General features: G+C 65.1%; 22 protein-coding genes. 13 read left to right on the top strand and 9 right to left on the bottom strand.

From position 1 onward, the window contains the following. The first annotated feature begins 9 nt into the window (after positions 1-9). The 3 genes from ABNW52_RS13135 (at position 10) to ABNW52_RS13125 (ending at position 2,918) form a co-directional block, all read left to right on the top strand. Entirely contained in the window at positions 10-726 is a 717-nt protein-coding gene (locus tag ABNW52_RS13135) for a helix-turn-helix transcriptional regulator (RefSeq protein WP_349588575.1), read from the top strand. Between the two features lie 85 nt (positions 727-811). After that, positions 812-2,323: an APC family permease gene (locus tag ABNW52_RS13130; protein WP_349588572.1), complete on the top strand. Its 1,512-nt coding sequence runs from the start codon at positions 812-814 to the stop codon at positions 2,321-2,323. Further along, positions 2,304-2,918 (top strand): DUF3156 family protein, encoded by a 615-nt coding sequence (locus ABNW52_RS13125; RefSeq protein ID WP_349588569.1) that lies wholly within the window; start codon positions 2,304-2,306, stop codon positions 2,916-2,918. The genes ABNW52_RS13130 and ABNW52_RS13125 overlap by 20 nt, the downstream gene beginning before the upstream one ends. A 69-nt stretch (positions 2,919-2,987) precedes the next feature. Here the strand turns inward: ABNW52_RS13125 and hpaR are convergent, their stop codons facing one another. After that, the gene (gene hpaR / locus ABNW52_RS13120) at positions 2,988-3,464 is read right to left on the bottom strand and encodes a homoprotocatechuate degradation operon regulator HpaR (protein WP_349588566.1); all 477 of its coding nucleotides are present in this window, start codon (positions 3,462-3,464) and stop codon (positions 2,988-2,990) included. Between the two features lie 136 nt (positions 3,465-3,600). Here hpaR and ABNW52_RS13115 point away from each other — a divergent pair, with 136 nt between their 5' ends. After that, positions 3,601-4,389, top strand: coding sequence for an SDR family NAD(P)-dependent oxidoreductase (locus tag ABNW52_RS13115; RefSeq protein ID WP_349588564.1), 789 nt, complete (start codon positions 3,601-3,603; stop codon positions 4,387-4,389). Positions 4,390-4,615: 226 nt separating this feature from the next. On the opposite strand, the gene ABNW52_RS13110 is transcribed toward ABNW52_RS13115, so the two are convergent. From ABNW52_RS13110 to ABNW52_RS13095, 4 genes are all read right to left on the bottom strand, one after another. Beyond that, on the bottom strand, positions 4,616-5,650 hold the full coding sequence (locus ABNW52_RS13110; protein ID WP_349588562.1) for an ABC transporter substrate-binding protein: 1,035 nt from the start codon (positions 5,648-5,650) through the stop codon (positions 4,616-4,618). 324 nt (positions 5,651-5,974) lie between these two features. Then, positions 5,975-6,289: a cupin domain-containing protein gene (locus ABNW52_RS13105; RefSeq protein ID WP_349588734.1), complete on the bottom strand. Its 315-nt coding sequence runs from the start codon at positions 6,287-6,289 to the stop codon at positions 5,975-5,977. Between the two features lie 150 nt (positions 6,290-6,439). Further along, positions 6,440-7,228 (bottom strand): SDR family oxidoreductase, encoded by a 789-nt coding sequence (locus ABNW52_RS13100; RefSeq protein WP_349588559.1) that lies wholly within the window; start codon positions 7,226-7,228, stop codon positions 6,440-6,442. Positions 7,229-7,300: 72 nt separating this feature from the next. Then, entirely contained in the window at positions 7,301-8,116 is an 816-nt protein-coding gene (locus tag ABNW52_RS13095; RefSeq protein ID WP_349588556.1) for a MoaF C-terminal domain-containing protein, read from the bottom strand. 585 nt (positions 8,117-8,701) lie between these two features. Here ABNW52_RS13095 and dusA point away from each other — a divergent pair. From dusA to ABNW52_RS13070, 5 genes are all read left to right on the top strand, one after another. Then, a complete protein-coding gene (gene dusA, locus ABNW52_RS13090) occupies positions 8,702-9,646 on the top strand; it encodes a tRNA dihydrouridine(20/20a) synthase DusA (protein ID WP_386107934.1) in 945 nt (314 codons plus the stop codon). A gap of 91 nt (positions 9,647-9,737) precedes the next feature. Then, a complete protein-coding gene (gene rdgB / locus ABNW52_RS13085) occupies positions 9,738-10,334 on the top strand; it encodes an RdgB/HAM1 family non-canonical purine NTP pyrophosphatase (protein WP_349588551.1) in 597 nt (198 codons plus the stop codon). Then, entirely contained in the window at positions 10,331-11,578 is a 1,248-nt protein-coding gene (gene hemW / locus ABNW52_RS13080; protein WP_349588549.1) for a radical SAM family heme chaperone HemW, read from the top strand. Before rdgB ends, hemW begins: the two co-directional genes overlap by 4 nt. Continuing rightward, positions 11,579-11,965 (top strand): RidA family protein, encoded by a 387-nt coding sequence (locus ABNW52_RS13075; RefSeq protein WP_349588546.1) that lies wholly within the window; start codon positions 11,579-11,581, stop codon positions 11,963-11,965. Positions 11,966-12,179: 214 nt separating this feature from the next. Beyond that, positions 12,180-12,815, top strand: a complete 636-nt coding sequence (locus ABNW52_RS13070; RefSeq protein ID WP_349588544.1) for a LysE family translocator — start codon at positions 12,180-12,182, stop codon at positions 12,813-12,815. Positions 12,816-12,882: 67 nt separating this feature from the next. Here ABNW52_RS13070 and sstT read toward each other — a convergent pair whose 3' ends face one another. Next, positions 12,883-14,133, bottom strand: a complete 1,251-nt coding sequence (gene sstT, locus ABNW52_RS13065; protein ID WP_349588542.1) for a serine/threonine transporter SstT — start codon at positions 14,131-14,133, stop codon at positions 12,883-12,885. Between the two features lie 303 nt (positions 14,134-14,436). On the opposite strand from sstT, the gene ABNW52_RS13060 reads away from it, so the two are divergent. The 4 genes from ABNW52_RS13060 (at position 14,437) to recG (ending at position 18,785) form a co-directional block, all read left to right on the top strand. Then, entirely contained in the window at positions 14,437-15,282 is an 846-nt protein-coding gene (locus ABNW52_RS13060; protein ID WP_349588540.1) for a PhzF family phenazine biosynthesis protein, read from the top strand. A gap of 59 nt (positions 15,283-15,341) precedes the next feature. Further along, positions 15,342-16,115 (top strand): metallophosphoesterase family protein, encoded by a 774-nt coding sequence (locus ABNW52_RS13055; RefSeq protein WP_349588537.1) that lies wholly within the window; start codon positions 15,342-15,344, stop codon positions 16,113-16,115. Positions 16,116-16,212: 97 nt separating this feature from the next. Continuing rightward, positions 16,213-16,644 carry a DUF2147 domain-containing protein gene (locus tag ABNW52_RS13050; RefSeq protein WP_349588535.1) on the top strand — a complete coding sequence of 144 codons (432 nt, stop codon included), beginning with the start codon at positions 16,213-16,215 and terminating at the stop codon, positions 16,642-16,644. A gap of 92 nt (positions 16,645-16,736) precedes the next feature. Next, on the top strand, positions 16,737-18,785 hold the full coding sequence (gene recG / locus ABNW52_RS13045; RefSeq protein WP_349588533.1) for an ATP-dependent DNA helicase RecG: 2,049 nt from the start codon (positions 16,737-16,739) through the stop codon (positions 18,783-18,785). 77 nt (positions 18,786-18,862) lie between these two features. Here the strand turns inward: recG and ABNW52_RS13040 are convergent, their stop codons facing one another. The 3 genes from ABNW52_RS13040 to pstA form a co-directional block, all read right to left on the bottom strand. Then, positions 18,863-20,311, bottom strand: a complete 1,449-nt coding sequence (locus tag ABNW52_RS13040) for an inorganic phosphate transporter (RefSeq protein WP_349588530.1) — start codon at positions 20,309-20,311, stop codon at positions 18,863-18,865. Between the two features lie 220 nt (positions 20,312-20,531). Beyond that, on the bottom strand, positions 20,532-21,296 hold the full coding sequence (gene pstB / locus ABNW52_RS13035) for a phosphate ABC transporter ATP-binding protein PstB (RefSeq protein ID WP_349588527.1): 765 nt from the start codon (positions 21,294-21,296) through the stop codon (positions 20,532-20,534). Positions 21,297-21,309: 13 nt separating this feature from the next. Beyond that, a complete protein-coding gene (gene pstA / locus ABNW52_RS13030) occupies positions 21,310-22,173 on the bottom strand; it encodes a phosphate ABC transporter permease PstA (RefSeq protein WP_349588525.1) in 864 nt (287 codons plus the stop codon). Between the last annotated feature and the right edge of the window lie 27 nt (positions 22,174-22,200).

Here is a 22,200-nt window from a genome sequence, read left to right as displayed (position 1 = left end):
AGTGCCGCCATGACGACATCCGCCTCCGCCGCCGTGGCGCACTACGCGCAGCGCTGCATCGCCAGTGTCACCGGCCTGGTGCCGGTGACCTCCTGCGCCTTCTACCAGGTGGATGCCCAGCTGCGTCCGCGCCATTACCTGCTGCACCGCATGCCGGGGCAGGTGCATCAGCACTATCTGTCCCACTACCAGCAGTGCGACCCGCTGCATCCGGCCCGCTTCGGCCACGGCACCAGCGTGATGCCGATGGGCGAGGCGGTGGCGCAGGGTGCGTTGCTGCAGTCGCGCTATGGCCGCTTCATGGCACGCCATGGCATGGCCGACGTGGTGGAGCTGTTCGTGCGCCGCGGCGGCCGCGTGGTGGCCGGTTTCTCGCTGATTCGCGGCGAGGAGCTGGGGGCGTTCGGCGCGGCCGAGCTGGCCACGCTGCAACAGCTGCACGGCCTGCTGGAACTGGCCGCCAGTGGCAACCTGCCGCTGCAGTTGGCCGCAGAGACGCCGGATGCCGGCGTGCTGCTGACCCCGCGCGAACGCGAGGTGGCGCTGCTGCTGCGCGATGGCGCCTGCAACAAGACCATTGCCCGCTTGCTGGAGCTGGGGCTGCCGACGGTGAAAACCCATCTGCAGCACCTGTACCGCAAGTTCGGCGTGAATAACCGTACCGAGCTTGCCAGCCGGCTGTTTCTGGACCTGGCGCACGGCACGGAATACGGCCCTGTCAGCTAGACTTGGCCAAAGACTACCGGCCCCGCCATAACAGCCAATACAGGGTGCCGGCGACAAAGCGAGAAATACTTAGGAGTCACGAACAATGACCATTCAGCAGAAACTTGCCCGCTACCTCGACCAGGGGGTGGTGGGCTTTCCGGTGGCCCTCGCCAGTTCGGTAGGTGTGGTGATGGCCAGCCCGGTGATCCTCACCGTCACCAGCGGTTTCGGCATGGCCGGCAGCACCTTCGCGCTGGCGATGGTGATTGCCTGGATCATGATGCAGGCGCAGGCCACCACCTTCTCCGAGGCGGCATCGATGCTGCCTACCTCCGGCGCGGTGTATGACTACATCTCCTGTGGCATGGGGCGCTTTTTCGCCATTACCGGCACCATCTCGGCCTACCTGCTGGTGCATGTGTTCGCCGGCACCGCCGAGACCATCCTCTCCGGCATCATGGCGCTGGTGAACTTCGAGCACCTCAACACCATGATGGAGAGCAGCGGCAGCTCCTGGCTGGTGGGGGTGGGGCTGGTGGTGCTGTTCGGCGTGCTCAATGCGCTGGGCATCACCATCTTCGGCAAGGCCGAGATCATCCTTACCTTCGTGATGTGGGCGACGCTGACCATTTTCGGCGTGATCGGCCTGATCAAGGCGCCGGCAGTGAAGCTGGATGGCTGGTTCGGCAGCCCGCTGGACCTGTCCGATCCCAGCGGCGTGCTGAGCCTGATCGGCATGGCGATGTTCATGTTCGTCGGCTTCGAACTGGTGACCCCACTGGCGCCGGAGCTGAAACAGGCTGGCCGCAACATCCCGCTGGCCGCCAAGCTGGGCCTGACCGGCGTGGCCTCCACCATGTTCATCTATGGCGCCGCCATGGTGCACCAGGTGGCGAACGTGCCGATGGACCCGAAAAACCTCGCCGGCCCGCACCTCCTGGATACCCCGATGGCGATTCCGGCTTTCGCCGGCCAGGTAATGGGCCCGTTCGGCAAGATCTGGCTGGGTGTCGGCCTGCTGTTTGCCGGCGCCGCCACCATCAACACCCTGATCGCCGCGCTGCCGCGCATCCTGTACGGCATGGCGCTGGATGGCGCGCTGCCCAGGGTGTTCACCTACCTGCACCCGCGTTTCAAGACACCGCTGTTCGGCATCCTGGTGGCGGTGGTGGTGCCGTGCGCCCATGCCTGGTACATCCACGGTGACCTGGACCGCATCATGCCGCTGGTGCTGGCCGCCGTCTGTGCCTGGGGCGTGGCCTACCTGCTGGTGAACATCTCGGTGGCGCTGCTGCGCCTGCGCCGCCCGGAGTTCCCGCGTGCCTACCGCTCTCCGTGGTTCCCGCTGCCGCAGATCATCTCCAGCGTCGGCATCATCATCGCCATCTGGTACATCACCCCGCCGGGCATGAACAGCCGCGACATCTACGTGCCGTTCGGCGTGATGCTGGGCCTGACCGCGGTGTACGCGCTGGTGTGGACGGTGTTCGTGCAGAAGGTGCACCCGTTCCGCCCGGTGGCGATCGAGGCGATTCTGGAAGAAGAATTCGGCAAGGCCGCCGGGCATGAGTCGCTGATCGACGAGGAACTGAAGCGTGCTGCATCGCTTGGTTGACTGGCTGCGGCGCGAGCGTGCGCCGCGTGGCTACCGCCCGGGCGCCACGCTGGCGCGGCTGCGACAGGAGCTGGGCCAGGACCGCGTGGGCGCCGAGTGCGAGCCGGCCGGTAGCACCGCGCTGGCCTGCCGTAGTGCCGACGGGTTGCAGTTCACGGTGCGCGAGCGCATCGACGCCGTGTTCCTGGCGCATACCGTCAGCTGCGAGTTCCGCCTGCCACTGGCGCTGGATATCGCTGCGGCTGCGGCCAACCCTGGCAGTGATCCGGCCCGCATCGTGATCCGCCACACCGGCGCGGTGCGCCGCCAGGGCATTGCCTGCCAGGTAGCCGGGCCGGACGACGGCAGCCTGGCGGCCATCGCCCGCCGGCTGCAGGACGATGCCGCGCTACAGGCAGCGCTGCTGCCGCTGGATTTCCGCCGCTGCGAGCTGCGGCTGGAGGACGGCAGCTGGCAACTGTGCATCGAGCACTTCGGCGCCAGCGAGGTGGTGACCAACATCCCGCCAATGCGGCGCTACATCCGGCTGATCGCCCCGCAGCGCCAGGCGCTGCTGCACAGCCTGCGGGCGTGTCAGGCGGTGCTGGCGGTCTGAGTTTTTGTTGTGGCATTGCAAACAGCAAGGGCGCCTGCGGCGCCCTTGCTGTTTTAGCGGCCAGCCGGCTCAGTCGGCGGCGGCTTCTTCCTCCGCTGCGGCCGGCTGTGCAGCCGGCGCCGGCAGTTGTTCCAGCTCGGTGAGCAGCTGCAGCAGCTGCTCCAGCTTGTCCTCGCCGAAGTGCTGCTCGATCTGCTCGTAGCAGGCGGCAGACTGCGGCGATATCTGTTGTGTCAGCGTGCGGCCTTCTGCCGACAGCGACACGATCAGCCGGCGGCTGTCGCTCTTGTCCTTGCGGCGGTGGATCAGGCCGGCCTTTTCCATGCGTACCAGGATGCCGGTAAGGCTGGGCGGCAGGATGCAGGCGAGGTCGGCCACCATGCCGGCCTCCATTTCACCGCGGTCATCCAGCAGGCGCATGATGCGCCACTGCTGTTCGGTAAGGCCGTAGCCGTTGAGTAGCGGGCGGAAATAGGCCATCACGGCCTCCCGGGCGCGCAGCAGGTGCTGCGGCAGACGGTGCTGATGCGGGCGTTGCATGTCCATGGCGCGGGCCTGTAATCACAATGCTGAACATCTTAACATTTCGTGCGGCCAAGGGCAGCAGCTCATCCCTCCGGTTGATGCCGCGCCACTGGCATGTCCGCCAGACTCAAGCCTTATCCACCACAAGGAGAGTGGCATGTCGCTGCATAACAAGACCATCGTGATTACCGGTGCCGGCACCGGCATCGGCGAAGCCTGCGCCCGACTCTTTGCCGCCGAAGGCGCGCGGCTGGTGCTGATCGGCCGCCGCGCGGCGCCGCTGCAGCGTGTGGCGCAGGCTACCGGCGGGCTGGTGCTGGTGGGCGATGCGGCCAGCAGTGCCGACTGGCAGGAATTCAGCACCCGCATCCAGCAGCAGTATGGCGCCATCGATGCGCTGGTGGCCTGCGCCGGCGGCATGGGGCAGGGTAGTGCCACCGACACCGACGATGCCGGCTGGCAGCAGGCGATGGCGGCCAACCTTGGCACCGCCTTCAGCAGCGCGCGCGCCTGCCTGCCGGCGCTGCAGCACAGCCGTGGCAGCATCGTGCTGCTGGCGTCGATCGCCTCGCTGGCGGCCGGGCCGGGTGTGTGCGGTTACACCACCGCCAAGCATGCCTTGCTGGGGCTTACCCGCTCGCTGGCGCGCGATTACGGCCCACACGGTGTGCGGGTGAATGCGGTGTGTCCGGGGTGGGTGCGTACGCCGATGGCGGACGAGGAGATGCAGCCCTTGATGGCGCACTACGGGGAAGATCTGGATGCCGCCTACCGCCGCGTTACCGCCGAGGTGCCTCTGCGCCGCCCGGCCGAGGCGCACGAGATCGCCGCCTTGTGCCGTTTCCTGGTGTCGGACGAGGCCGGCATCATTACCGGCGCCAGCATTGTGGCCGATGGCGGTGCCAGCATCGTGGATGTGCCGACGCTGGCGTTCGAGCGGCTGTAAACACCGGTCGCACCAACAGGCGCGGCCGGTTTGTGTGTGTTGACAAAGCCCTTGCGTATCGCGCAAGGGCTTTGTTGTAAAAAAACAGGAAGGCTGCCGATCAATGACCTCGCCGGAGCAGCCCGGCTTTGCCGGGTCCGGCAGAACATTCGCCTTGGACTTTGTCAACAGCCCCAAACAGCCCGCGCCTGCTGGCACGGGCTGTTATCGCGATGGGGCAGCAGGGTCAGCGCGCTGCCCAGGCGTTGAAGCGCTGCTCCAGGTCTTCGCCATGCTCCACCCAGAAGTTCACATCCAGCGCCACCGCGTTCTTCAGGTTGGCCGGCCAGGTCGGCAGGTTGGCCGCAGATTTGACATCCACCTTCTGCACCGCTTTCAGGTTGGTGGGGCCGTAGGCGATCTTGTTGGAATACACCGCCTGGTTTTCCGGCTTGCCGGCATTCCTGATGAAGGCCATGGCTTCCTTGACGTTGGGCGAACCCTTGGGCACCGCCCAAAAGTCCACGTCGTAGATGCTGCCGCTCCACACCACCTTCAGGTTCTTGCCTTCCTTCTGCACCGTGTCGATGCGGCCGTTATAGGCCGAGCTCATCACCACGTCGCCGGATGCCAGGAACTGCGGCGGCTGGGCGCCGGCCTCCCACCATTGAATGCTGGGCTTCAGCTGGTCCAGCTTTTTGAAGGCGCGATCCACGCCGGCCTTGGTGCCCAGCACCTTGTAGACATCGGCCGGCTTCACGCCATCGGCCAGCAGCGCGAATTCCAGCGTGTACTTGGCGCCCTTGCGCAGGCCGCGCTTGCCGGGGAATTTCTTCACGTTCCAGAAATCCGCCCAGTTCTGCGGTGCGGTTTTCAGGATGTCGGCGTTGTAGGCCATGGCGGTGGACCATACGAAGATGCCGGCGCCGCATTCGGCTACCGCCGGCTTCAGGTAGTCGGCCTTGTTGCCCACCTGTTTCCAGTCGAGCTTTTCGAACAGGCCGTCCTCGCAGCCACGCATCAGCTCCGGGCCTTCCACTTCCACCACGTCCCAGTTCACCTGGCGGGCATCGACCATGGCCTTGATCTTGGCCATTTCACCGTTGTAGTCGCCGGCGGTTACCTTGTTGCCGCTGGCTTTCTCGAAGGTCTGGTAGTAGGCGGCAGTCTGCGCGTCCTTGTTGGCGCCGCCAAACGACACCACGGTGATGTCTTTGGCGAGTGCCGGCGGACAGGCCGCAATGATGCCCAGTGCAGCAAGGTGGGGGATGAATTTAGCCATGCAAAGTACTCCTCTAGGTGGGTGTGCAAGGACTATTCCCGGCAGTGGGTGCCGGGCTGTCCAGCCTGGTGCGGGGAGTCCGCCCGTGTGTGGCCATGCTCCGGGCGGTTACGTCCGGGCTGGCATCTGGCAGGCGCGCCCTGTCGGGCGGCGCTGTTGTTATGTGGCGGCGGGGGCTGGCGGTTATCGGGCGCTACTGCCCGGCTGGCAAGCCGCTTGCCGTTCGCTGCGTTGACCAGGGCAGTCTACGTAGCGTTACTGCATGGCTAAAATATTTAAAAATTTTCCATAGGATAATTTTTATTTATGCAGCGGTGCGTGGCCTCACGCGCTGCCGGCACGCTCGATCACCAGGATGCGCGCCGCGCCCTGCGGGTGGGCCAGGTGTTCGCAGCCGGCGCTGGCATAAAAGATGTCGCCGGCTTCCAGCTGCTGGATATGTTCCCGACGCTCGGCATCGCGGTAGTGCATGGCCACGCGGCCATCCAGCACCACGAACAGCTCGTCGCCATCGTTGATGTGCCAGCGGTAGGGCTGGTCGGTCCAGTGCAGACGCGCGCTGACGCCGTCGAAGCTGGCGATGTCGCGGGCGCCCCAGGCGCGGCTGGCGGTAAAGTCTCGGGCACGGGTGAACTGCATCATGGCGGGTGTCTCCGGTTGGGCGGCCGTCGTTGTTGGCCGCATGACAAGGGCAGCCGTCATTGTGACGGCTGCCCTTGCCGTTTGCCGGGGGCACCCCCGCCGATATGCGGACCGATCCCGCCGTGCCGCTGCCGCGTGGCCAGGCAGCTAGGGCAGGGCTGCGGCCGATTCCGGCAGCGTGGCGCCGCCATCCACCACGATGGTCTGCCCGGTGATGTAGCCGGCGGCGTCGGACGCCAGGAACAGCATGGCGGCGGCGATGTCGGCCGGTTCACCCAGCCGGCCCAGCGGCACGCCGGTGGCAATGCCGGCATTCAGCGCGGTATCGCCCAGGTTGGCCATCGCCGGGGTACGGATCATGCCCGGCTCCACGCCGTTGACGGTGATGCCGTCGGCCGCCAGCTCCAGCGCGGCGGCGCGGATGAAACCGTTCACCCCGGCCTTGGAGGCGGCATAGTGCGCCAGGCCTGGGTAGGCCACGCGCGGGCCGGTCACCGAGGAGGTGGCCAGGATGCGCCCGCCGCGCACGCGCAGCAGCGGCAGCGCCGCTTGGGTGAGCCAGAACAGCGCCGACAGGTTCACGTCCAGCGTGCGCTGCAGCAACGCAGGGCGGATGTCTGCCAGTGGCGTCAGCGGAAAATAGGCGGCGTTGTGCAGCAGCACGTCCAGCCGGCCATGCGCGTGGCCAACGTCCTGCAGCAGCGTGCCGATGGCGTCGTGGCTGGCGAGGTCGATGCCGCAGGCGTGCACGTCGCCGCCAGCGGCGTTCAGTTCGGCCGCGGTGGCGGTGGCCTTGTCGGCCTGCAGGTCGGCGATGATCACGCGCGCACCATGGGCGGCAAAGGCCTGGCAGATGCCGCGGCCTATGCCCTGGGCGCCGCCGGTGACCAGCACCACGCGGCCGTGGAAATCGGGGGTGTAACAGGGGCTGAGCATGTGTTTCTCCGGCATGGTGCACGGCCCGGCTGGGGCCGGGCCGCGGGTGGGACGCAGAGCGTAAACAGGCGCTTAGTCGAGGTTATGCCGGGTGGTATTCAGCACCTGGGCCGTGGCCCCCACCGCGAAGTTGGACAGGCTGCCGAAGTCCCCGCCCTGGTAGCCGACAATCTTGCCGTCGGTCTTGCCGCGCGCCAGGTCGATCAGCACCACGCCCAGGGTGGGGATGATCTTTTCGCGCCACACGAACAGGTACAGCTGATCGGCCAGCTTGATGTAGTGGCAGCGGTCCACGTCGGCCAGCCCCTGTTCCACGCCCTGCAGGCATTGCCATGCGTAGAAGCTGTCGTTGAGGTAGATGTGCTCGTAGCACTCGGTGCGGCTGTAGCGGTACTGGTTGCGCATGCCTACCAGCTCGTGAGTGGGGTGGTGCAGTTCCTCGCCGGGGTTGGCCGCATGGTCCACGGTGCCATGGCTGATGGTGGCCGTTACCGCGGTCAGCTCCAGCCCTTGTGCCACGCGCCGGAACGGGTCCAGCCTTGTTGCCGCCTCGTCCGGCAGCTGGCCATCGACGCGGGTGTACAGACCGCGCGCCAGGTCCAATACCAGGCTCAGCGAAGCGCCGGCCGGCTGGGCCGGCAGACAGTCAACAAAGTACAGGCTGTCGCGCAGCGAGCTGACGCGGCAGGGGGCGTGGATGTCGCGCCCGGCGTCGTGCAGCGTCAGGCTGCCGTCGTTGCCGAAGCTCAGCGTGTACGCGTTGCCGGCAGTGTCCAGCAGCTGGAAGCTGCGCCCGGCCAGCTCGGTGCAGCTGGGCAGGGTGTTGTTGTCGGGGGCGAAACCGTCGGCCAGTGCGCCGACCTGGATGAAAACCGGTTGCTGTTGCATGGCGTGCTCCATTGCAGGTGTATGCCCCGGGCGGGGCGATGGCGGCAATGTAGCGTCAGGTCCTGTGCTCACCCATCAACCGGAGGGATGAGGTGTTTCTTGGTCAGGTTGAGGCGTGCCAGTATTGTTGTGTCAGCAGGCGCTTGGTTGGGGGGCGTCTCTGAGTTTGCTGGTGGGGTGGTGATCCATTGCAGATAAATTCATTTCCTACCAACCAGTCCCACCCCGGATTGGCAGAAATACATTCCGGCTCAGGCGTACTGCGCAAGACAGGGGGGGCAAATCGCAGTAACGGCCTACTCAGATTCGATGCCATTCGCTGATTAGGCTCGCGCAATGGCGCAAGGGCTCCCCAGCGCTTGACCCTTGCAGGGGGCAGACAGGATAATTGCAGGATTTTCAATCGCTTAGTCAGTTAACCGTGTTGCGCAATGAAGATAATTCGTTGTCTCGCACCGGCAAGGCACCAATGGTCAAGAATCGGCCTGAATGAACAGAAACGAAACCGCTGCTAACGGAGCGAATTGCTCCACCCCTCTCATGAATCAAGCTGCACGCCCCGCCAGGCGGCTTTCGGTTGCGCCGATGCTGGACTGGACCGACCGCCACTATCGCTACTTTGCGCGCCTGATCACCCGCCATACCTGGCTGTACACCGAGATGGTGACTACCGGCGCGCTGCTGCATGGCGATGTTGGCCGCCACCTGCGCTACCACGAGGCGGAGCACCCGATTGCGCTGCAGCTGGGCGGCAGCGAGCCGGCCGAGCTGGCGCAGTGCGCGCGTCTGGCGCAGCAGTGGGGTTATGACGAGGTGAACCTGAACGTGGGCTGCCCGTCGGAGCGGGTGCAGAAGGGCGCGTTTGGCGCCTGCCTGATGGCCGAGCCGCGGCTGGTGGCCGACTGCGTGCAGGCGATGCGCGACGTGGTGGACATCGACGTGACGGTGAAGCATCGCATCGGCATCGACCACATCGACAGCTACGACTACATGCGCGAGTTTGTGGATACCGTGGCGGAAGCCGGCTGCCGCACCTTCATCGTGCATGCGCGCAACGCCATCCTGAAGGGCCTGAGCCCGAAGGAAAACCGCGAGATTCCGCCGCTGAAGTACGACTATGTCTACCGGCTGAAGCAGGAGCGCCCGGAGCTGGAGATCATCATCAACGGCGGCATCAAGACCAATGCCGAGATTGCCGGCCACCTGCAGCATGTGGATGGCGTGATGGTTGGCCGCGAGGCATATCACAACCCCTATCTGATGGCGGGCTGGGATGCCGATTTCTATGGCGATGCCAGCCCGGTGTATTCGCGCGGCAAGGTGGTGGAAGCGCTGCTGCCCTACGTGGCCGAGCGCCTGCAGGACGGCAGCAGCGTGCGCCACATCGCGCGCCACGTGCTGGGGCTGTTCCACGGCGAGCCGGGTGGCCGCCAGTGGCGGCGCCTGCTGTCCGACGCCAAGGAGCTGAAGGACGCCGACGAGAGCCTGTTCATCCGCGCGCTGCTGGCCACTCAGGGCCAGATGGCTTGACCAGCTGGCTTGATTAAGACGCGTTACCCGCCCGGCTCGCCGGGCCTTTTTCGCTGCCGGGCGCAGGGCGCCGGCAGTCACGGAGTAAAGCATGATCGAAAAACTGGTGCTGGCCAGCAATAACGCCGGCAAGTTGAAGGAGTTCTCGGCGCTGCTGGCGCCGCTGGGTGTGGAAGTGATCCCGCAGGGGCTGCTGAGCGTACCGGAGTGCCCGGAGCCGCATGGCACCTTCCTGGAAAACGCGCTGGAAAAGGCGCGTCATGCCTGCCGCGTGACCGGCCTGCCGGCGCTGGCCGACGATTCCGGCATCTGCGTGGAAGCGCTGGGCGGCAAGCCCGGCGTGCTGTCGGCACGCTATGCCGGCGAGCCGAAATCGGATGCGCGCAACAATGCGCAGCTGATCGCCGACCTGCAGGGCCAGGGCAACCGCCGCGCCTACTACTACTGCGTGCTGGTGCTGCTGCGCCATGCCGATGACCCGCAGCCGCTGGTGGTGGATGGTGCCTGGTATGGCGAGGTGGTGGACAGCCCGTCCGGCAACGGCGGTTTCGGCTACGACCCGCACTTCTGGCTGCCGGCGCACGGCTGCACCGTGGCTGATCTGCCGGCCGGGGTGAAGAACGGCATCAGCCACCGTGGCCAGGCAATGCAGGCGCTGCTGGCCAAACTGCAGGCGCAGCTGGCATGAGCGTGATCGATCTGTCGGCGCTGAAGGGCGGCTTACGCGAGCTTCCTCCCTTGTCGCTGTACATTCATTTTCCGTGGTGCGTGAAGAAGTGCCCGTACTGCGACTTCAACTCGCATGAATTCCGTGCCGGCAGCATCCCCATCGCCAACGCGGCCAACGTTGGCCGCAGCCGGGTGGGCGAGGGCTTCGACGAGATGGCGTATGTCGAGGCGCTGCTGCGCGACTTCGAATACAGCCTGCCGTCGATCTGGGGCCGGCCGATCAGCACCATCTTCATGGGCGGCGGCACGCCCAGCCTGTTCAGCCCGGAGGCGATGGACGCGCTGCTGGCCGGCATCCGCGCCCGCGTGCGGCTGCTGCCGGATGCCGAGATCACCATGGAGGCCAACCCGGGCACTTTCGAGAGCGAGCGCTTTCACGGCTACCGCGATGCCGGCATCAACCGGCTGTCGATCGGCATCCAGAGCTTCAACCCGCGCCACCTGCAGGCGCTGGGCCGTATTCACGACGATGCCGAGGCGCGCCGCGCGGTGGAGATCGCGCTGACGCACTTCGACAACGTCAACCTCGACCTGATGTACGCGCTGCCGCAGCAGACGCTGGCCGAGGCGCTGGCGGATATCGACACCGCGCTGTCGTTTGGTGTCAGCCACATTTCCGCCTACCACCTCACCATCGAGCCGAACACGCTGTTCGCGGTGCAGCTGCCGCAGAACCTGCCGGATGACGAGCTGTCCGCCGACATGCAGGAGGCGATCGAGGCGCGGCTGGAAGGCGCCGGCTTCGTGCATTACGAGACTTCCGCCTTTGCCCGGCCGGGGCGCTTTGCCCGCCACAACGTCAACTACTGGCAGTTTGGCGACTACGTCGGCATTGGCGCCGGTGCGCACGGCAAGATCAGCTCGCACGAGGGCATCGTGCGCGAGATGCGCTACAAGCAGCCGGCCGCCTATCTGCAGGCGGTGGCGGCGGGCAAGCCGGTGCAGAGCAGCCACAAGGTTGGCCGCAAGGATCTGCCGTTCGAATTCATGATGAACCTGCTGCGCCTGACCGGCGGTTTCGAGTTGCGACTGTTCAGCGAGCGCACCGGTTTGCCGGTATCCTGTATCCAATCACAATTGCAGCAAGCGCGGGCAGAAGGGCTGATCGAACATGATGTCAGCCTGCTGCGGCCAACCCTGAAGGGCCAGCGCTTCCTGAATGACCTGTTAACCCTGTTCCTGCACGAAGAAGGAGAAAACTGAATGGCTAAAGAGACCATCCATACCGACAAGGCCCCGGCCGCGATTGGCGCTTACTCCCAGGCGGTAAAAGCCGGCGATACCGTGTACCTGTCCGGCCAGATCCCGCTCGACCCGGCCACCATGACCGTGGTGGAAGGCGGCTTTGCCGCCGAAGCGCATCAGGTGTTCAAGAACCTGAAAGCCGTGTGCGAAGCCGCCGGCGGCAGCCTGGATCAGATCGTGAAGCTGAATGCCTTCCTGACCGATCTGTCCAACTTCGCCACTTTCAACGAAGTGATGAGCCAGTACATGAGCCAGCCGTACCCGGCGCGCGCCGCCATCGGCGTGGCCAGCCTGCCCAAGGGCGTGCAGGTGGAAGCCGACGCGGTAATGGTGCTGGGTTCCTGATCGCGCGATCAGCCCGGTAGTGAAAAGCGGCCTGCGGGCCGCTTTTTCTTTGTGGCGATGGCGGCGGCGGGCGACTGGGCTTTTCGTGCCGCTGGTGGCGCGCGCGGCCAACGTTGTGCAAGTGCGCGGCTTGGCAAAACAGACTGTTTCCGCTGCCGGCTCGGCCTGCTGCCAGCATGCAGTTACACTGGCCTGCATTGCCAAGGAGCCTGCCATGATTGCCGAATCCACGCTGCTGTTGTTCCTGATGACCGTGCTGATGCTGTTCCTGTCGCCGGGGCCGAATATGGCGTTTCTGCTGTCGCACAGTGCCAGCATGGGGCCGGGCGGCGGCTACGCGGTGGCGCTGGGTATCGCGCTGGCCGATGTGGTACTGACGCTGCTGACCGCCAGCGGCATCACCGCCATGTTGGCCGCCTGGCCGCCGATGTTCGACCTGCTGCGCCTCGCCGGCGCGCTGTACCTGGGCTGGCTGGCGTGGCAGGCGTGGCGCAGCGGCGGCATGGCGGCATTGAGCCGGCCACCGCAGCGCAGCTACCGCCAGGTGGTGCGCATGGCGATGCTCAACAGCCTGCTCAACCCCAAGGCGCTGCTGTTTTTCATGGTGTTCCTGCCGCAGTTTGTCGATGCCGCCCGCGGCGCGGTGGCACAGCAGGTGGTGTTGCTGGGGGTGATCCTGTCGCTGGTGGGGCTGTTGTTCAATATCGTCCTGGCGCACGGCAGCGGGGTGATCGGGCGGCGGCTGGCCGCGGCGCCGCGCTTTGCCGTCTGGCAGGGGCGCACGCTGGCGCTGGTGCTGGCGGCGCTGGCGTTGCGCTTGCTGCTGTTGCAGCGGCCCACGGCGCAGTAAGCGCGCCGCAACTAAAAAAGGCACCCCGCGGGGTGCCTTTTTTGCTGGCCGGGGTGGCCGGGCTGAATCAGATTTCGTTGCTGGCCAGACGCGGTTCGGCATCGACCACATCGCCGGCGGCAATGCAGGCAGCGGCGGTGAACAGCACGTCGGTGGAACTGTTGAGCGCGGTTTCGGCGGAGTCCTGCACCACGCCGATGATGAAGCCGACGGCCACCACCTGCATCGCCACGTCGTTGCTGATGCCGAACAGGCTGCACGCCATCGGGATCAGCAGCAGCGAGCCGCCGGCCACGCCGGAGGCGCCGCAGGCGGCGATGGTGGACACCACCGACAGCAGCAGCGCGGTGGGCAGATCCACGGTGATGCCCAGGGTATGCACTGCGGCCAGGCTCAGCACCGAGATGGTGATGGCGGCACCGGCCATATTGATGGTGGCGCCCAGCGGGATGGAGACCGAGTAGGTGTCTTCATTCAGCCCCAGCTTCTTGCACAGGTTCATGTTCACCGGGATGTTGGCCGCCGAGCTGCGGGTGAAGAAGGCGGTGATGCCGCTTTCGCGCAGGCAGGTGAATACCAGCGGGAACGGATTGCGGCGGATGGTCAGGCCGACGATCAGCGGGTTGACCACCAGCGCGATGAACAGCATGGCGCCCACCAGCACCAGCAGCAGCTGGCTGTAGCCCAGCAGCGCGGACAGGCCGGTGGTGGCCACCGATTCGGCCACCAGGCCGAACACGCCTACCGGAGCAAAACGGATGATGACGCCGACGATGCGCGATACGCCGTCGGCCAGCTCGTTCAGCAGGGTCTTGGTGCTGTCGCTGGCGTGGTGCAGGGCCATGCCCAGTGCCACGGCCCAGGTCAGGATGCCGATGTAGTTGCCGGTGGCAATGGCGTTGACCGGGTTATCCACAATCTGGAACACCAGGTTGTTCAGCACCTGGCCGATGCCGCTGGGCGGCGTGGTGCTGCCGGCGGCGGCAACCAGTTTCAGGGTGATCGGGAAGGCAAAGCTGGCCAGTACGCCGGTGACGGCGGCCAGGAACGTGCCCAGCAGGTACAGCGTCAGTACCGGGCGCATATTGGTCTGTACGCCTTGCTTCTTGCTGGCAATGGCGCTGGCCACCAGCACGAACACCAGTACCGGCGCCACGGCTTTCAGGCCTTTGACGAACAGGCTGCCGAGGAAGGTCAGCGATTGCGCGGTGTCGGGGGAGAAACTGGCCACGGCGATACCGGCCAGCATGCCGATCAGGATCTGCAGCACGATGCTGCCGTTCATGATCTTGTTGAGAAGAGTCGGGTTCTGCTGCATTTCGGTTCCACGTTGCTATCGTTATTGGTTTGCTGTCCGCATGACGCGTGACAGGCCGGTGTGCGGCCAACTGCAAGACGATTCGGAAACGGCAGAACAATCAGACGGGATGGCCGCGCAAACACGAGCACACAAATTGTAACAAAATAATATTGGGTACCGTATCCAATATTCAGTAGTGGCAACTGTCGCCATTGCCGTCATCGGAAAAACAATCTGTTTGCCGCGGGGGCCTTTTTTGGCGTGCCAATGGCATGGCCTAATGCCGGTTTATCCGTCGCAGACCAGGACAAGGAGTGTGGCATGACCAGCAGGTACGCTTACCAGATCGTCAATGTGTTTGCCGAAAGCCGTTTCGGCGGCAACCCGCTGGCGGTGTTCACCGCCGCCGAAGGGCTGTCGGACGACGACATGCAGCTGATCGCGCGGCAGTTCAATCTATCGGAAACGGTGTTCCTGCTGCCGGGCGATGCCGAGGCCGCCGCCAGTCTGCGCATCTTTACCCCCAGTTATGAACTGCCGTTCGCCGGCCACCCCACCATCGGCAGCGCCGCGGTGCTGCAGGCGCTGCACGGGCTGGGCGACAGCTTCACGCTGCGCACCCGCGCCGGGCTGATCCCGATCCGCCGGCAGGATGGCGTGTTCCGCCTCACCGCGGTGGCGGCCAGCCAGCGTGCGGCCAACCTTGCCACCACCGATGCCGCCGCCATGCTGGGCCTCGGCGCGGCTGACATTGCCGCCGAGCCGATGTGGGTGAATGCCGGCAGCGAACAGCTGCTGATCCGCCTTGCCAGCCGCGAGGCGGTGCTGGCGGCGCAGCCGCGGCCCGAGCTGTTCGTGCATCATGCCACGCTGTACCCGGGGCGCAGCATCGCCTACCTGTGGCATGTGGCAGACAACATCGCCACCGTGCGGCTGTTTTTCGAGCAGCAGGGCGCCATCATCGAGGATCCGGGCACCGGCAGCGCCTGCGCCAACCTGGGCGGCTGGTGCGCGCTGAACGGGCTGGCGCCACTGTCGTGGCGCATCGAGCAGGGCGCAGTGATCCAGCGTCCCAATGTGCTGTACCTGGAGGTGGCGGCCGATGGCACGGTGCAGGTGGGTGGCAAGGTGCAGCTGCTGGGCGACGGTACATTCCACTTGCCCTGAGCGGCGGAGCTTTCCACAATCAAGCGGCCTTTGGCCGCTTTTTCATTGAGGGAATAGCCATGCTGCCAGACCGTTTTGCAGTGCTGTCCGACATCCACGGCAACCTGCCGGCGCTGCAGGCGGTGCTGGCCGACATGCACGGCCGCGGTGTCAGCCATGCGGTGAACCTGGGCGACATCCTGTCCGGGCCGTTGTGGCCGGCGGAAACTGCCGACCTGCTGATGGGGCTGAACCTGCCCACCATCGCTGGCAACCACGAGCGTCAGCTGCTGGCTTGCCAGAGCAAGCCCGGCGGGCCGTCGGACCAGTACGCCTATGCGCAGACCTCGCCGCTGCAGCGTGCCTGGCTGGCCGCGCTGCCCACGGCATTGCGGCTGGGCGACGTGCAGTTGACCCACGGCACGCCGCAGACGGATTTGCAGTATCTGCTGGACGACATCGTGGCGGCCAACCTGGTGCCGGCCAGCCAGCAAACCGTGGCGCAGCGGCTGGGCCAGACCACTGCCACGCTGGTGTTGTGCGGCCACAGCCACCTGCCGCGCCTGCTGCAGCTGCCGGGCGGACCGCTGCTGCTCAATCCGGGCAGCGTCGGGCTGCCGGCTTACGACGACAGCGATGGCGGCTATCACCGGGTGCAGACCGGTGCCCCGCATGCCAGTTATGCGATAGCCGAGCGGGTGGCCGGCGGCTGGCAGCTGCAGCTGTTGCGCATCGCCTACGACTGGCATGCGGCCGCCGCCCAGGCGGCGCGCAATGGCCGCCCGGATTGGGCTGCCTGGCTGCAAAGCGGCATGGTGACGGCGACAACCGTTGACGCTGCCGCAAGTGGCTGATAATTTTGCGCATTACGGCTAGAGCCGTAGCACCAAACTGGCGTTTGAAAAAGGCATGAGGGGTGCCCACGCCAGACACAATACGAGGGAGATACACATGAAAGCACTGGCAAAACTGGCTGCTGTTTCCGCGCTGACCCTGGCGGCCCAGGCTGCACTGGCAGTGGGCGCCGGCGGTACCTGGAAAACCATTGACGACGAAACCCATCAGCCCAAGTCGCTGGTGGAAATCAGCGAAGCGGCCAACGGCGAGCTGAGCGGCAAGGTGATCAAGCTGTTCAACAATCCGGATGCGGTGTGCGACAAGTGCGACGGCGCGCTGAAGGGCAAGCCCATCGTCGGTCTGACCATCATGACCGGCCTGAAAAAAGACGGCGACGCCTGGGAAAACGGCAAGATTCTCGATCCCAAATCCGGCAAGGTGTACAGCGCCAAGGCCAAGCTGGTGGAAGGCGGCAAGAAGCTGGAAGTGCGCGGCTTCCTCGGTATCTCGTTGCTGGGCCGCACTCAGGTGTGGGAACGCCAGTAATACCGGTTACAGGTTGGCCGCGGCCAACCTTGCTACTAAACGGGACGGCAGCTGCCGTCCCGTTTGCTTTTGGCTTAGGTACAATCGCAGGCATGAACCATCCCGTCGACATCGCCAGCCAGCCGCCCGCGGCGCCGGCCGCCACCGCCAAGAAACTGGAGAAGCTGGGCATCCGCCGCCGCTTCGATCTGGTGCTGCACCTGCCGCTGCGTTACGAGGACGAAACCCATCTCTATCCCATCGCGCAGGCGCCGTATGGCCAGGCGGTGCTGGTGGAAGGCGAGGTGACAAAGTGCGAGGTGCAGTTCCGCCCGCGCCGCCAGCTGGTGGCGCAGATCGAGGACAAGTCCGGCAAGCTGGTGCTGCGCTTCATCCATTTCTACCCCAATACTCAGCAGGCGCTGGCCGTCGGTAGTCGCGTACGCGCACTGGGCGAGATCCGCCGCGGCTTCTTCGGCGACGAGATGGTGCACCCCAAGCTGCGCAGCGTGCGCGAGGGCGAGGCGCTGGCCGACAGCCTCACCCCGGTGTACCCGACGGTGAATGGCTTGACCCAGCCGGTGCTGCGCCGGCTGGTGCACGCCGAACTGAAAGCCTTGCCGCTGCCGGAGACACTGCCGGACGAGGTGCGGCGCAGTCTGGGGCTGATGCCGTTTGCCGACGCGGTACAGCTGCTGCACCGGCCGGGGCCGGAATATTCCGCCACCCAGCTCACCGACGGCAACCTGCCGGCCTGGCAGCGGCTGAAGTTCGACGAGCTGCTGGCGCAGCAGCTGTCGATGCGGCTGGCCTACCGTGCGCGGCGCGAAGGCACCGCGCCGGTGATCCAGGGCGACGGCAGTCTGCGCCAGCGGCTTGCGGCCAACCTGCCTTTCGCACTGACCGGTGCGCAGCAGAAAGTGTTGGCCGAGATCACCGCCGACCTGGCGCTGCCGCACCCGATGAACCGTCTGCTGCAGGGCGACGTCGGCAGCGGCAAGACCGTGGTGGCGGCGATGAGCGCGCTGGCGGCGATCGAGGCCGGTTTCCAGGTGGCGCTGATGGCGCCGACCGAGATTCTGGCCGAGCAGCATTATCTGAAACTGTCCGCCTGGCTGGCACCGCTGGGCATCGAGGTAGCCTGGCTGTCCGGCAGCCTGCGCAAGAAGGCGCGCGGCGAGATGACCGCCAGCATCGCCAGCGGCGCGGCGCGGCTGGCGGTGGGCACCCACGCGCTGTTCCAGGACGATGTGGCGTTCGAACGGCTGGGGCTGGTGATTGTCGACGAGCAGCACCGCTTTGGCGTCGGTCAGCGGCTGGCGCTGCAGCAGAAGGGGGCCGAGCCGCACCAGCTGATGATGTCGGCGACGCCGATTCCGCGCACGCTGGCGATGAGCTTCTACGCCGATCTGGATGTGTCGGTGATCGACGAGCTGCCGCCGGGGCGCACCCCCATTGTCACCAAGCTGATCAGCGCCGAGCGCCGCGACGCGGTGGTGGCCTATGTCAACAAGACCTGCGGCGAAGGCAACCAGGTGTACTGGGTGTGTCCGCTGATCGAGGAATCAGAGGCGCTGCAGCTGCAGACCGCGGTGGATACCCACGTGGTGCTGCAACAGGATCTGCCGCAGTGGGGTATCGGCCTGGTGCACGGCCGCATGAAGGCGGCGGAAAAGGCCGCGGTGATGGCGCAGTTCGCCGCCGGCGAGCTGCATATCCTGGTGGCGACCACGGTGATCGAAGTCGGTGTGGACGTGCCCAATGCCAGCCTGATGGTGATCGAGCACGCCGAACGCATGGGGCTGGCGCAGCTGCACCAGCTGCGCGGCCGGGTAGGGCGCGGCGCCGCCAAGTCCACCTGCGTGCTGCTGTTCGAAACGCCGCTGTCGGAGCTGGCCAAGGCGCGGCTGAAGGTGATCTACGAGAACACCGACGGCTTCGAGATCGCACGTCAGGACCTGAACATCCGCGGCCCCGGCGAATTCCTCGGCGCACGGCAGAGCGGGCTGCCGATGCTGCGCTTTGCCGACTTGGAAGCGGACATCGAACTGCTGGAGGCTGCCCGCCAGCTGGCGCCGCAGCTGCTGCAACGTTGGCCGCAGCAGGCCCATGCGCACCTGACACGCTGGCTGGCCGGGCGCGAGCACTTCCTCAAGGCGTAAGGTTGGCCGCATGCGGCCAACCTTTACATATGAACAAGGGCTGCCAGTGGCAGCCCTTGTTGTTTGTGCAGTCGTGCTTACACGAACAGCTTCACCCCGGCGTAGTACAGGCCGATGGCCAGACCCATGCTCACCGGCAGGGTCAGCACCCAGGTCAGCGCGATGGTTTTCACGGTGGAGAAGTGAATGCCGGCGCGGTTCACCAGCATGGTGCCGGCTACGGCACTGGACAGGATCTGGGTGGTGGACACCGGTGCGCCGATCAGGCTGGCTAGACCGATGGAGGCCGCCGACATGGTCTGCGCCGCCATGCCCTGAGCGTAGGTCATGTCCTGCTTGCCGATCTTCTCGCCGATGGTATGCACCACGCGCTTCCAGCCCACCATGGTGCCCATGCCGATGGCCAGTGCCACGGCGACGATTACCCAGGTCGGGGCGTATTCGGTGGTGGCGGCCAGGTCTTTCTGCAGGCCCTTCAGCTGTTTCTGGTCAACTTCGCTGATGCTCGGCACCTTGCTGATCTTCTTGGCCGCATCGGCCAGGCAGATCAGCTGGGTGCGCACGTCTGCGCGGGCGTTTTCCGGCAGTTGCTGCAGGGTCTTGGCATCGCCGATGGCAGACAGTAGCGCGCCGCTCTCGGCCACCACCTTGTTTACTTCGCAGGTGTGGTTGCCGCCAGCCGGGTACTTGGCATCGATGATGCTCTGGTTGCGCTGGTACATTTCCTTCAGCTGTACCGCGGCGATCTTGGTGTGCTCGATCTGCAGCGGTTCGGCGTCCAGGTTCACCACGAACTGTGCCGGGGCCAGCGCGATCAGCACCAGCATCACCATGCCGACACCCTTCTGGCCGTCGTTGGAGCCGTGGGTGAAGCTCATGCCCATCGAGGACACGATCAGCATGAAACGTGCCCAGAACGGCGGGTGCTTGCGGCCTTCGATCTGCTGGCGCTGGAACGGCGACTTGTGGATGTTGCTCAGCGGGCGGATTTTCAGCAGCGCGAACAGCATCAGGCCGGCCAGGCCGGCGCCGAACAGCGGCGACACGAACAGCGACAGGAACACGTCGATGGCCTTGCTCCAGTTGATGCCGTTGGCGATGGAGTCGCCGGTGAGCAGCGCGTTGCCGATGCCGACGCCCAGAATGGAGCCGATCAGGGTGTGCGAGCTGGAGGCCGGAATGCCGAAGTACCAGGTGCCCAGGTTCCACAGGATGGCGGAGGAGAGCAGGGCGAACACCATCACCATGCCCTGGGTGGACTGGATGTGCAGCAGCATCTCGGTGGGGATCAGGTTCACGATGGCATAGGCCACGGCTAGGCCGCCGAAGAACACGCCCAGGAAGTTGAAGAAACCGGACAGCAGCACGGCGGTCTGCGGCTTCATCGACTGGGTGTAGATGACGGTGGCCACCGCGTTGGCGGTGTCGTGGAAACCGTTGATGAATTCGAAGGCCAGTACGAAGCCGACGGAGAGGACCAGCACGACCGCAAGAGAGGTATCGAGGCCCGAGAGCAATTCCAGCATGATTTTGGCTGTGGTTATTGGGGAAAGCCGGGATTCTTGGGGCTGTAACATGACACGTCAAGAGCTTGTAATAAACTTTTTGTGTGATGTCGAAAACTTGTGCCAAATGCCGGTGTCAGGCTTGACAAAAGGGTATTTGGGGTCGTTGTAGGTATTTGATGCAAAAAGGAAAAAGCCCTTGCGGCGCAAACCGTAAGGGCTTTGTAATATAACCGTAATATTAGCCGAATTTACCGGTAATGTAGTCTTCGGTCTCTTTGCGCTTGGGCGCGGTGAAGATGTTGTCGGTATCGCCGAATTCCATCAGTTCGCCCAGGTACATGTAGGCGGTGTAGTCCGACACCCGCGCCGCCTGCTGCATGTTGTGGGTGACGATGGCGATGGTGTAATCCTGTTTCAGCTCATGGATCAGCTCTTCGATGTGGCCGGTGGAGATCGGATCCAGCGCCGAGGTCGGCTCGTCCAGCAGCAGCACTTCCGGGCGGGTGGCCACGGCACGGGCGATGCACAGCCGTTGCTGTTGGCCGCCGGACAGCGAGTTGCCGGATTGCTTGAGCTTGTCTTTCACCTCGCCCCACAGCGCGGCCTTGCGCAGTGCCCATTCCACGCGGTCGTCCATCTCGGCGCGCGACAGGTTTTCATACAGTTTCACGCCGAAGGTGATGTTGTCGTAGATCGACATCGGGAATGGCGTCGGCTTCTGGAACACCATGCCGACCTTGGCGCGCAGCATGTTCACGTCCACGCTCTTGGCCAGCAGGTTGCTGCCGTCAAACAGAATCTCGCCCTCGGCGCGCATGCCCGGGTACAGCTCGAACATGCGGTTCAGGGTGCGCAGCAGGGTGGATTTGCCGCAGCCGGACGGACCGATGAAGGCGGTAACCTTGCCGGCGGGAATGTCCAGATTGATGTTCTTCAGCGCGTGGAACTTGCCGTAGTAGAAGTTCAGGTTCTTTACCTGGAGCTTGATATCGTTAGTGGTCATGGGTCGCCAAGCCTTAATGAGATTGCGATTTCTGGCTACCAAGCCAGCGGGCAACGATGTTGAGGGTCAGTACGCTGAAGGTGATCAGGATGGAGCCTGCCCACGCCAGTTGATGCCAGTCTTCGTATGGACTCATGGCGAACTGGAAGATCACGATCGGCAGGTTGGCCATCGGCTGGTTCATATTGCTCCAGAACTGGTTGTTGAGCGCAGTGAACAGCAGCGGAGCGGTTTCGCCGGAGATACGTGCCACCGCCAGCAGAATGCCGGTGATGACGCCGGACTTGGCGGCGCGCAGGGTCACGAACAGGGTGACTTTCCACTGTGGTGCGCCCAGTGCGAAGGCCGCTTCGCGCAGGCTGCCCGGTACCAGCCGCAGCATGTTCTCGGTGGTGCGAACCACTACCGGGATCACCAGCAACGCTAGCGCCAGCGAGCCGGCCCAGCCGGAGAAGTGGCCCACCGAAATCACATACACCTCGTAGATGAACAGCCCGATCACGATGGACGGAGCCGACAGCAGGATGTCGTTGATGAAACGGGTGGCGGGTGCCAACCAGCCGCGATCGCCGAATTCGGCCAGGTAGATGCCAGCCATGATGCCGATCGGTGTGCCGATCATCGTGCCGAAGAAGGTCATCTGCAGCGAGCCGGCAATGGCGTTGGCCAGGCCACCGCTGGAGCCGGGTGGCGGTGTAATCTTGGTGAACACGTCTACCGACAGGCCGGAAAGGCCGTATTGCAGCAGCGTCCACAGGATCCACAGCAGCCAGAACAGGCCGAAGGCCATGGCCAGAGTGGCGCCCAGCATATTGAAGTTGTTGATCAACCGGCGGCGGGCATAAATCGCGCGGCTGCGGTGGGCTTGACTTGCCATGGGCTTGCTTGCCTTGTCAGTGCGGGC

Source organism: Vogesella oryzagri (assembly GCF_040148885.1).
Classification (GTDB): domain Bacteria; phylum Pseudomonadota; class Gammaproteobacteria; order Burkholderiales; family Chromobacteriaceae; genus Vogesella; species Vogesella oryzagri.
This window is presented reverse-complemented; position numbering and strand designations above follow the sequence as displayed.

What these genes read in the sequence shown, in the direction of transcription:
- ABNW52_RS13070 (WP_349588544.1), top strand. Translation starts at nt 12,180, where the DNA reads ATGATTGCCGAATCCACGCTGCTGTTGTTCCTGATGACCGTGCTGATG.
- ABNW52_RS13055 (WP_349588537.1), top strand. Translation starts at nt 15,342, where the DNA reads ATGCTGCCAGACCGTTTTGCAGTGCTGTCCGACATCCACGGCAACCTG.
- ABNW52_RS13100 (WP_349588559.1), bottom strand. Translation starts at nt 7,228, where the DNA reads ATGCTCAGCCCCTGTTACACCCCCGATTTCCACGGCCGCGTGGTGCTG.
- ABNW52_RS13040 (WP_349588530.1), bottom strand. Translation starts at nt 20,311, where the DNA reads ATGCTGGAATTGCTCTCGGGCCTCGATACCTCTCTTGCGGTCGTGCTG.
- sstT (WP_349588542.1), bottom strand. Translation starts at nt 14,133, where the DNA reads ATGCAGCAGAACCCGACTCTTCTCAACAAGATCATGAACGGCAGCATC.
- hpaR (WP_349588566.1), bottom strand. Translation starts at nt 3,464, where the DNA reads ATGGACATGCAACGCCCGCATCAGCACCGTCTGCCGCAGCACCTGCTG.
- ABNW52_RS13110 (WP_349588562.1), bottom strand. Translation starts at nt 5,650, where the DNA reads ATGGCTAAATTCATCCCCCACCTTGCTGCACTGGGCATCATTGCGGCC.
- ABNW52_RS13060 (WP_349588540.1), top strand. Translation starts at nt 14,437, where the DNA reads ATGACCAGCAGGTACGCTTACCAGATCGTCAATGTGTTTGCCGAAAGC.
- ABNW52_RS13105 (WP_349588734.1), bottom strand. Translation starts at nt 6,289, where the DNA reads ATGCAGTTCACCCGTGCCCGAGACTTTACCGCCAGCCGCGCCTGGGGC.
- dusA (WP_386107934.1), top strand. Translation starts at nt 8,702, where the DNA reads ATGCTGGACTGGACCGACCGCCACTATCGCTACTTTGCGCGCCTGATC.
- ABNW52_RS13135 (WP_349588575.1), top strand. Translation starts at nt 10, where the DNA reads ATGACGACATCCGCCTCCGCCGCCGTGGCGCACTACGCGCAGCGCTGC.
- ABNW52_RS13075 (WP_349588546.1), top strand. Translation starts at nt 11,579, where the DNA reads ATGGCTAAAGAGACCATCCATACCGACAAGGCCCCGGCCGCGATTGGC.
- pstA (WP_349588525.1), bottom strand. Translation starts at nt 22,173, where the DNA reads ATGGCAAGTCAAGCCCACCGCAGCCGCGCGATTTATGCCCGCCGCCGG.
- ABNW52_RS13130 (WP_349588572.1), top strand. Translation starts at nt 812, where the DNA reads ATGACCATTCAGCAGAAACTTGCCCGCTACCTCGACCAGGGGGTGGTG.
- recG (WP_349588533.1), top strand. Translation starts at nt 16,737, where the DNA reads ATGAACCATCCCGTCGACATCGCCAGCCAGCCGCCCGCGGCGCCGGCC.
- ABNW52_RS13095 (WP_349588556.1), bottom strand. Translation starts at nt 8,116, where the DNA reads ATGCAACAGCAACCGGTTTTCATCCAGGTCGGCGCACTGGCCGACGGT.
- ABNW52_RS13115 (WP_349588564.1), top strand. Translation starts at nt 3,601, where the DNA reads ATGTCGCTGCATAACAAGACCATCGTGATTACCGGTGCCGGCACCGGC.
- hemW (WP_349588549.1), top strand. Translation starts at nt 10,331, where the DNA reads ATGAGCGTGATCGATCTGTCGGCGCTGAAGGGCGGCTTACGCGAGCTT.
- pstB (WP_349588527.1), bottom strand. Translation starts at nt 21,296, where the DNA reads ATGACCACTAACGATATCAAGCTCCAGGTAAAGAACCTGAACTTCTAC.
- ABNW52_RS13050 (WP_349588535.1), top strand. Translation starts at nt 16,213, where the DNA reads ATGAAAGCACTGGCAAAACTGGCTGCTGTTTCCGCGCTGACCCTGGCG.
- rdgB (WP_349588551.1), top strand. Translation starts at nt 9,738, where the DNA reads ATGATCGAAAAACTGGTGCTGGCCAGCAATAACGCCGGCAAGTTGAAG.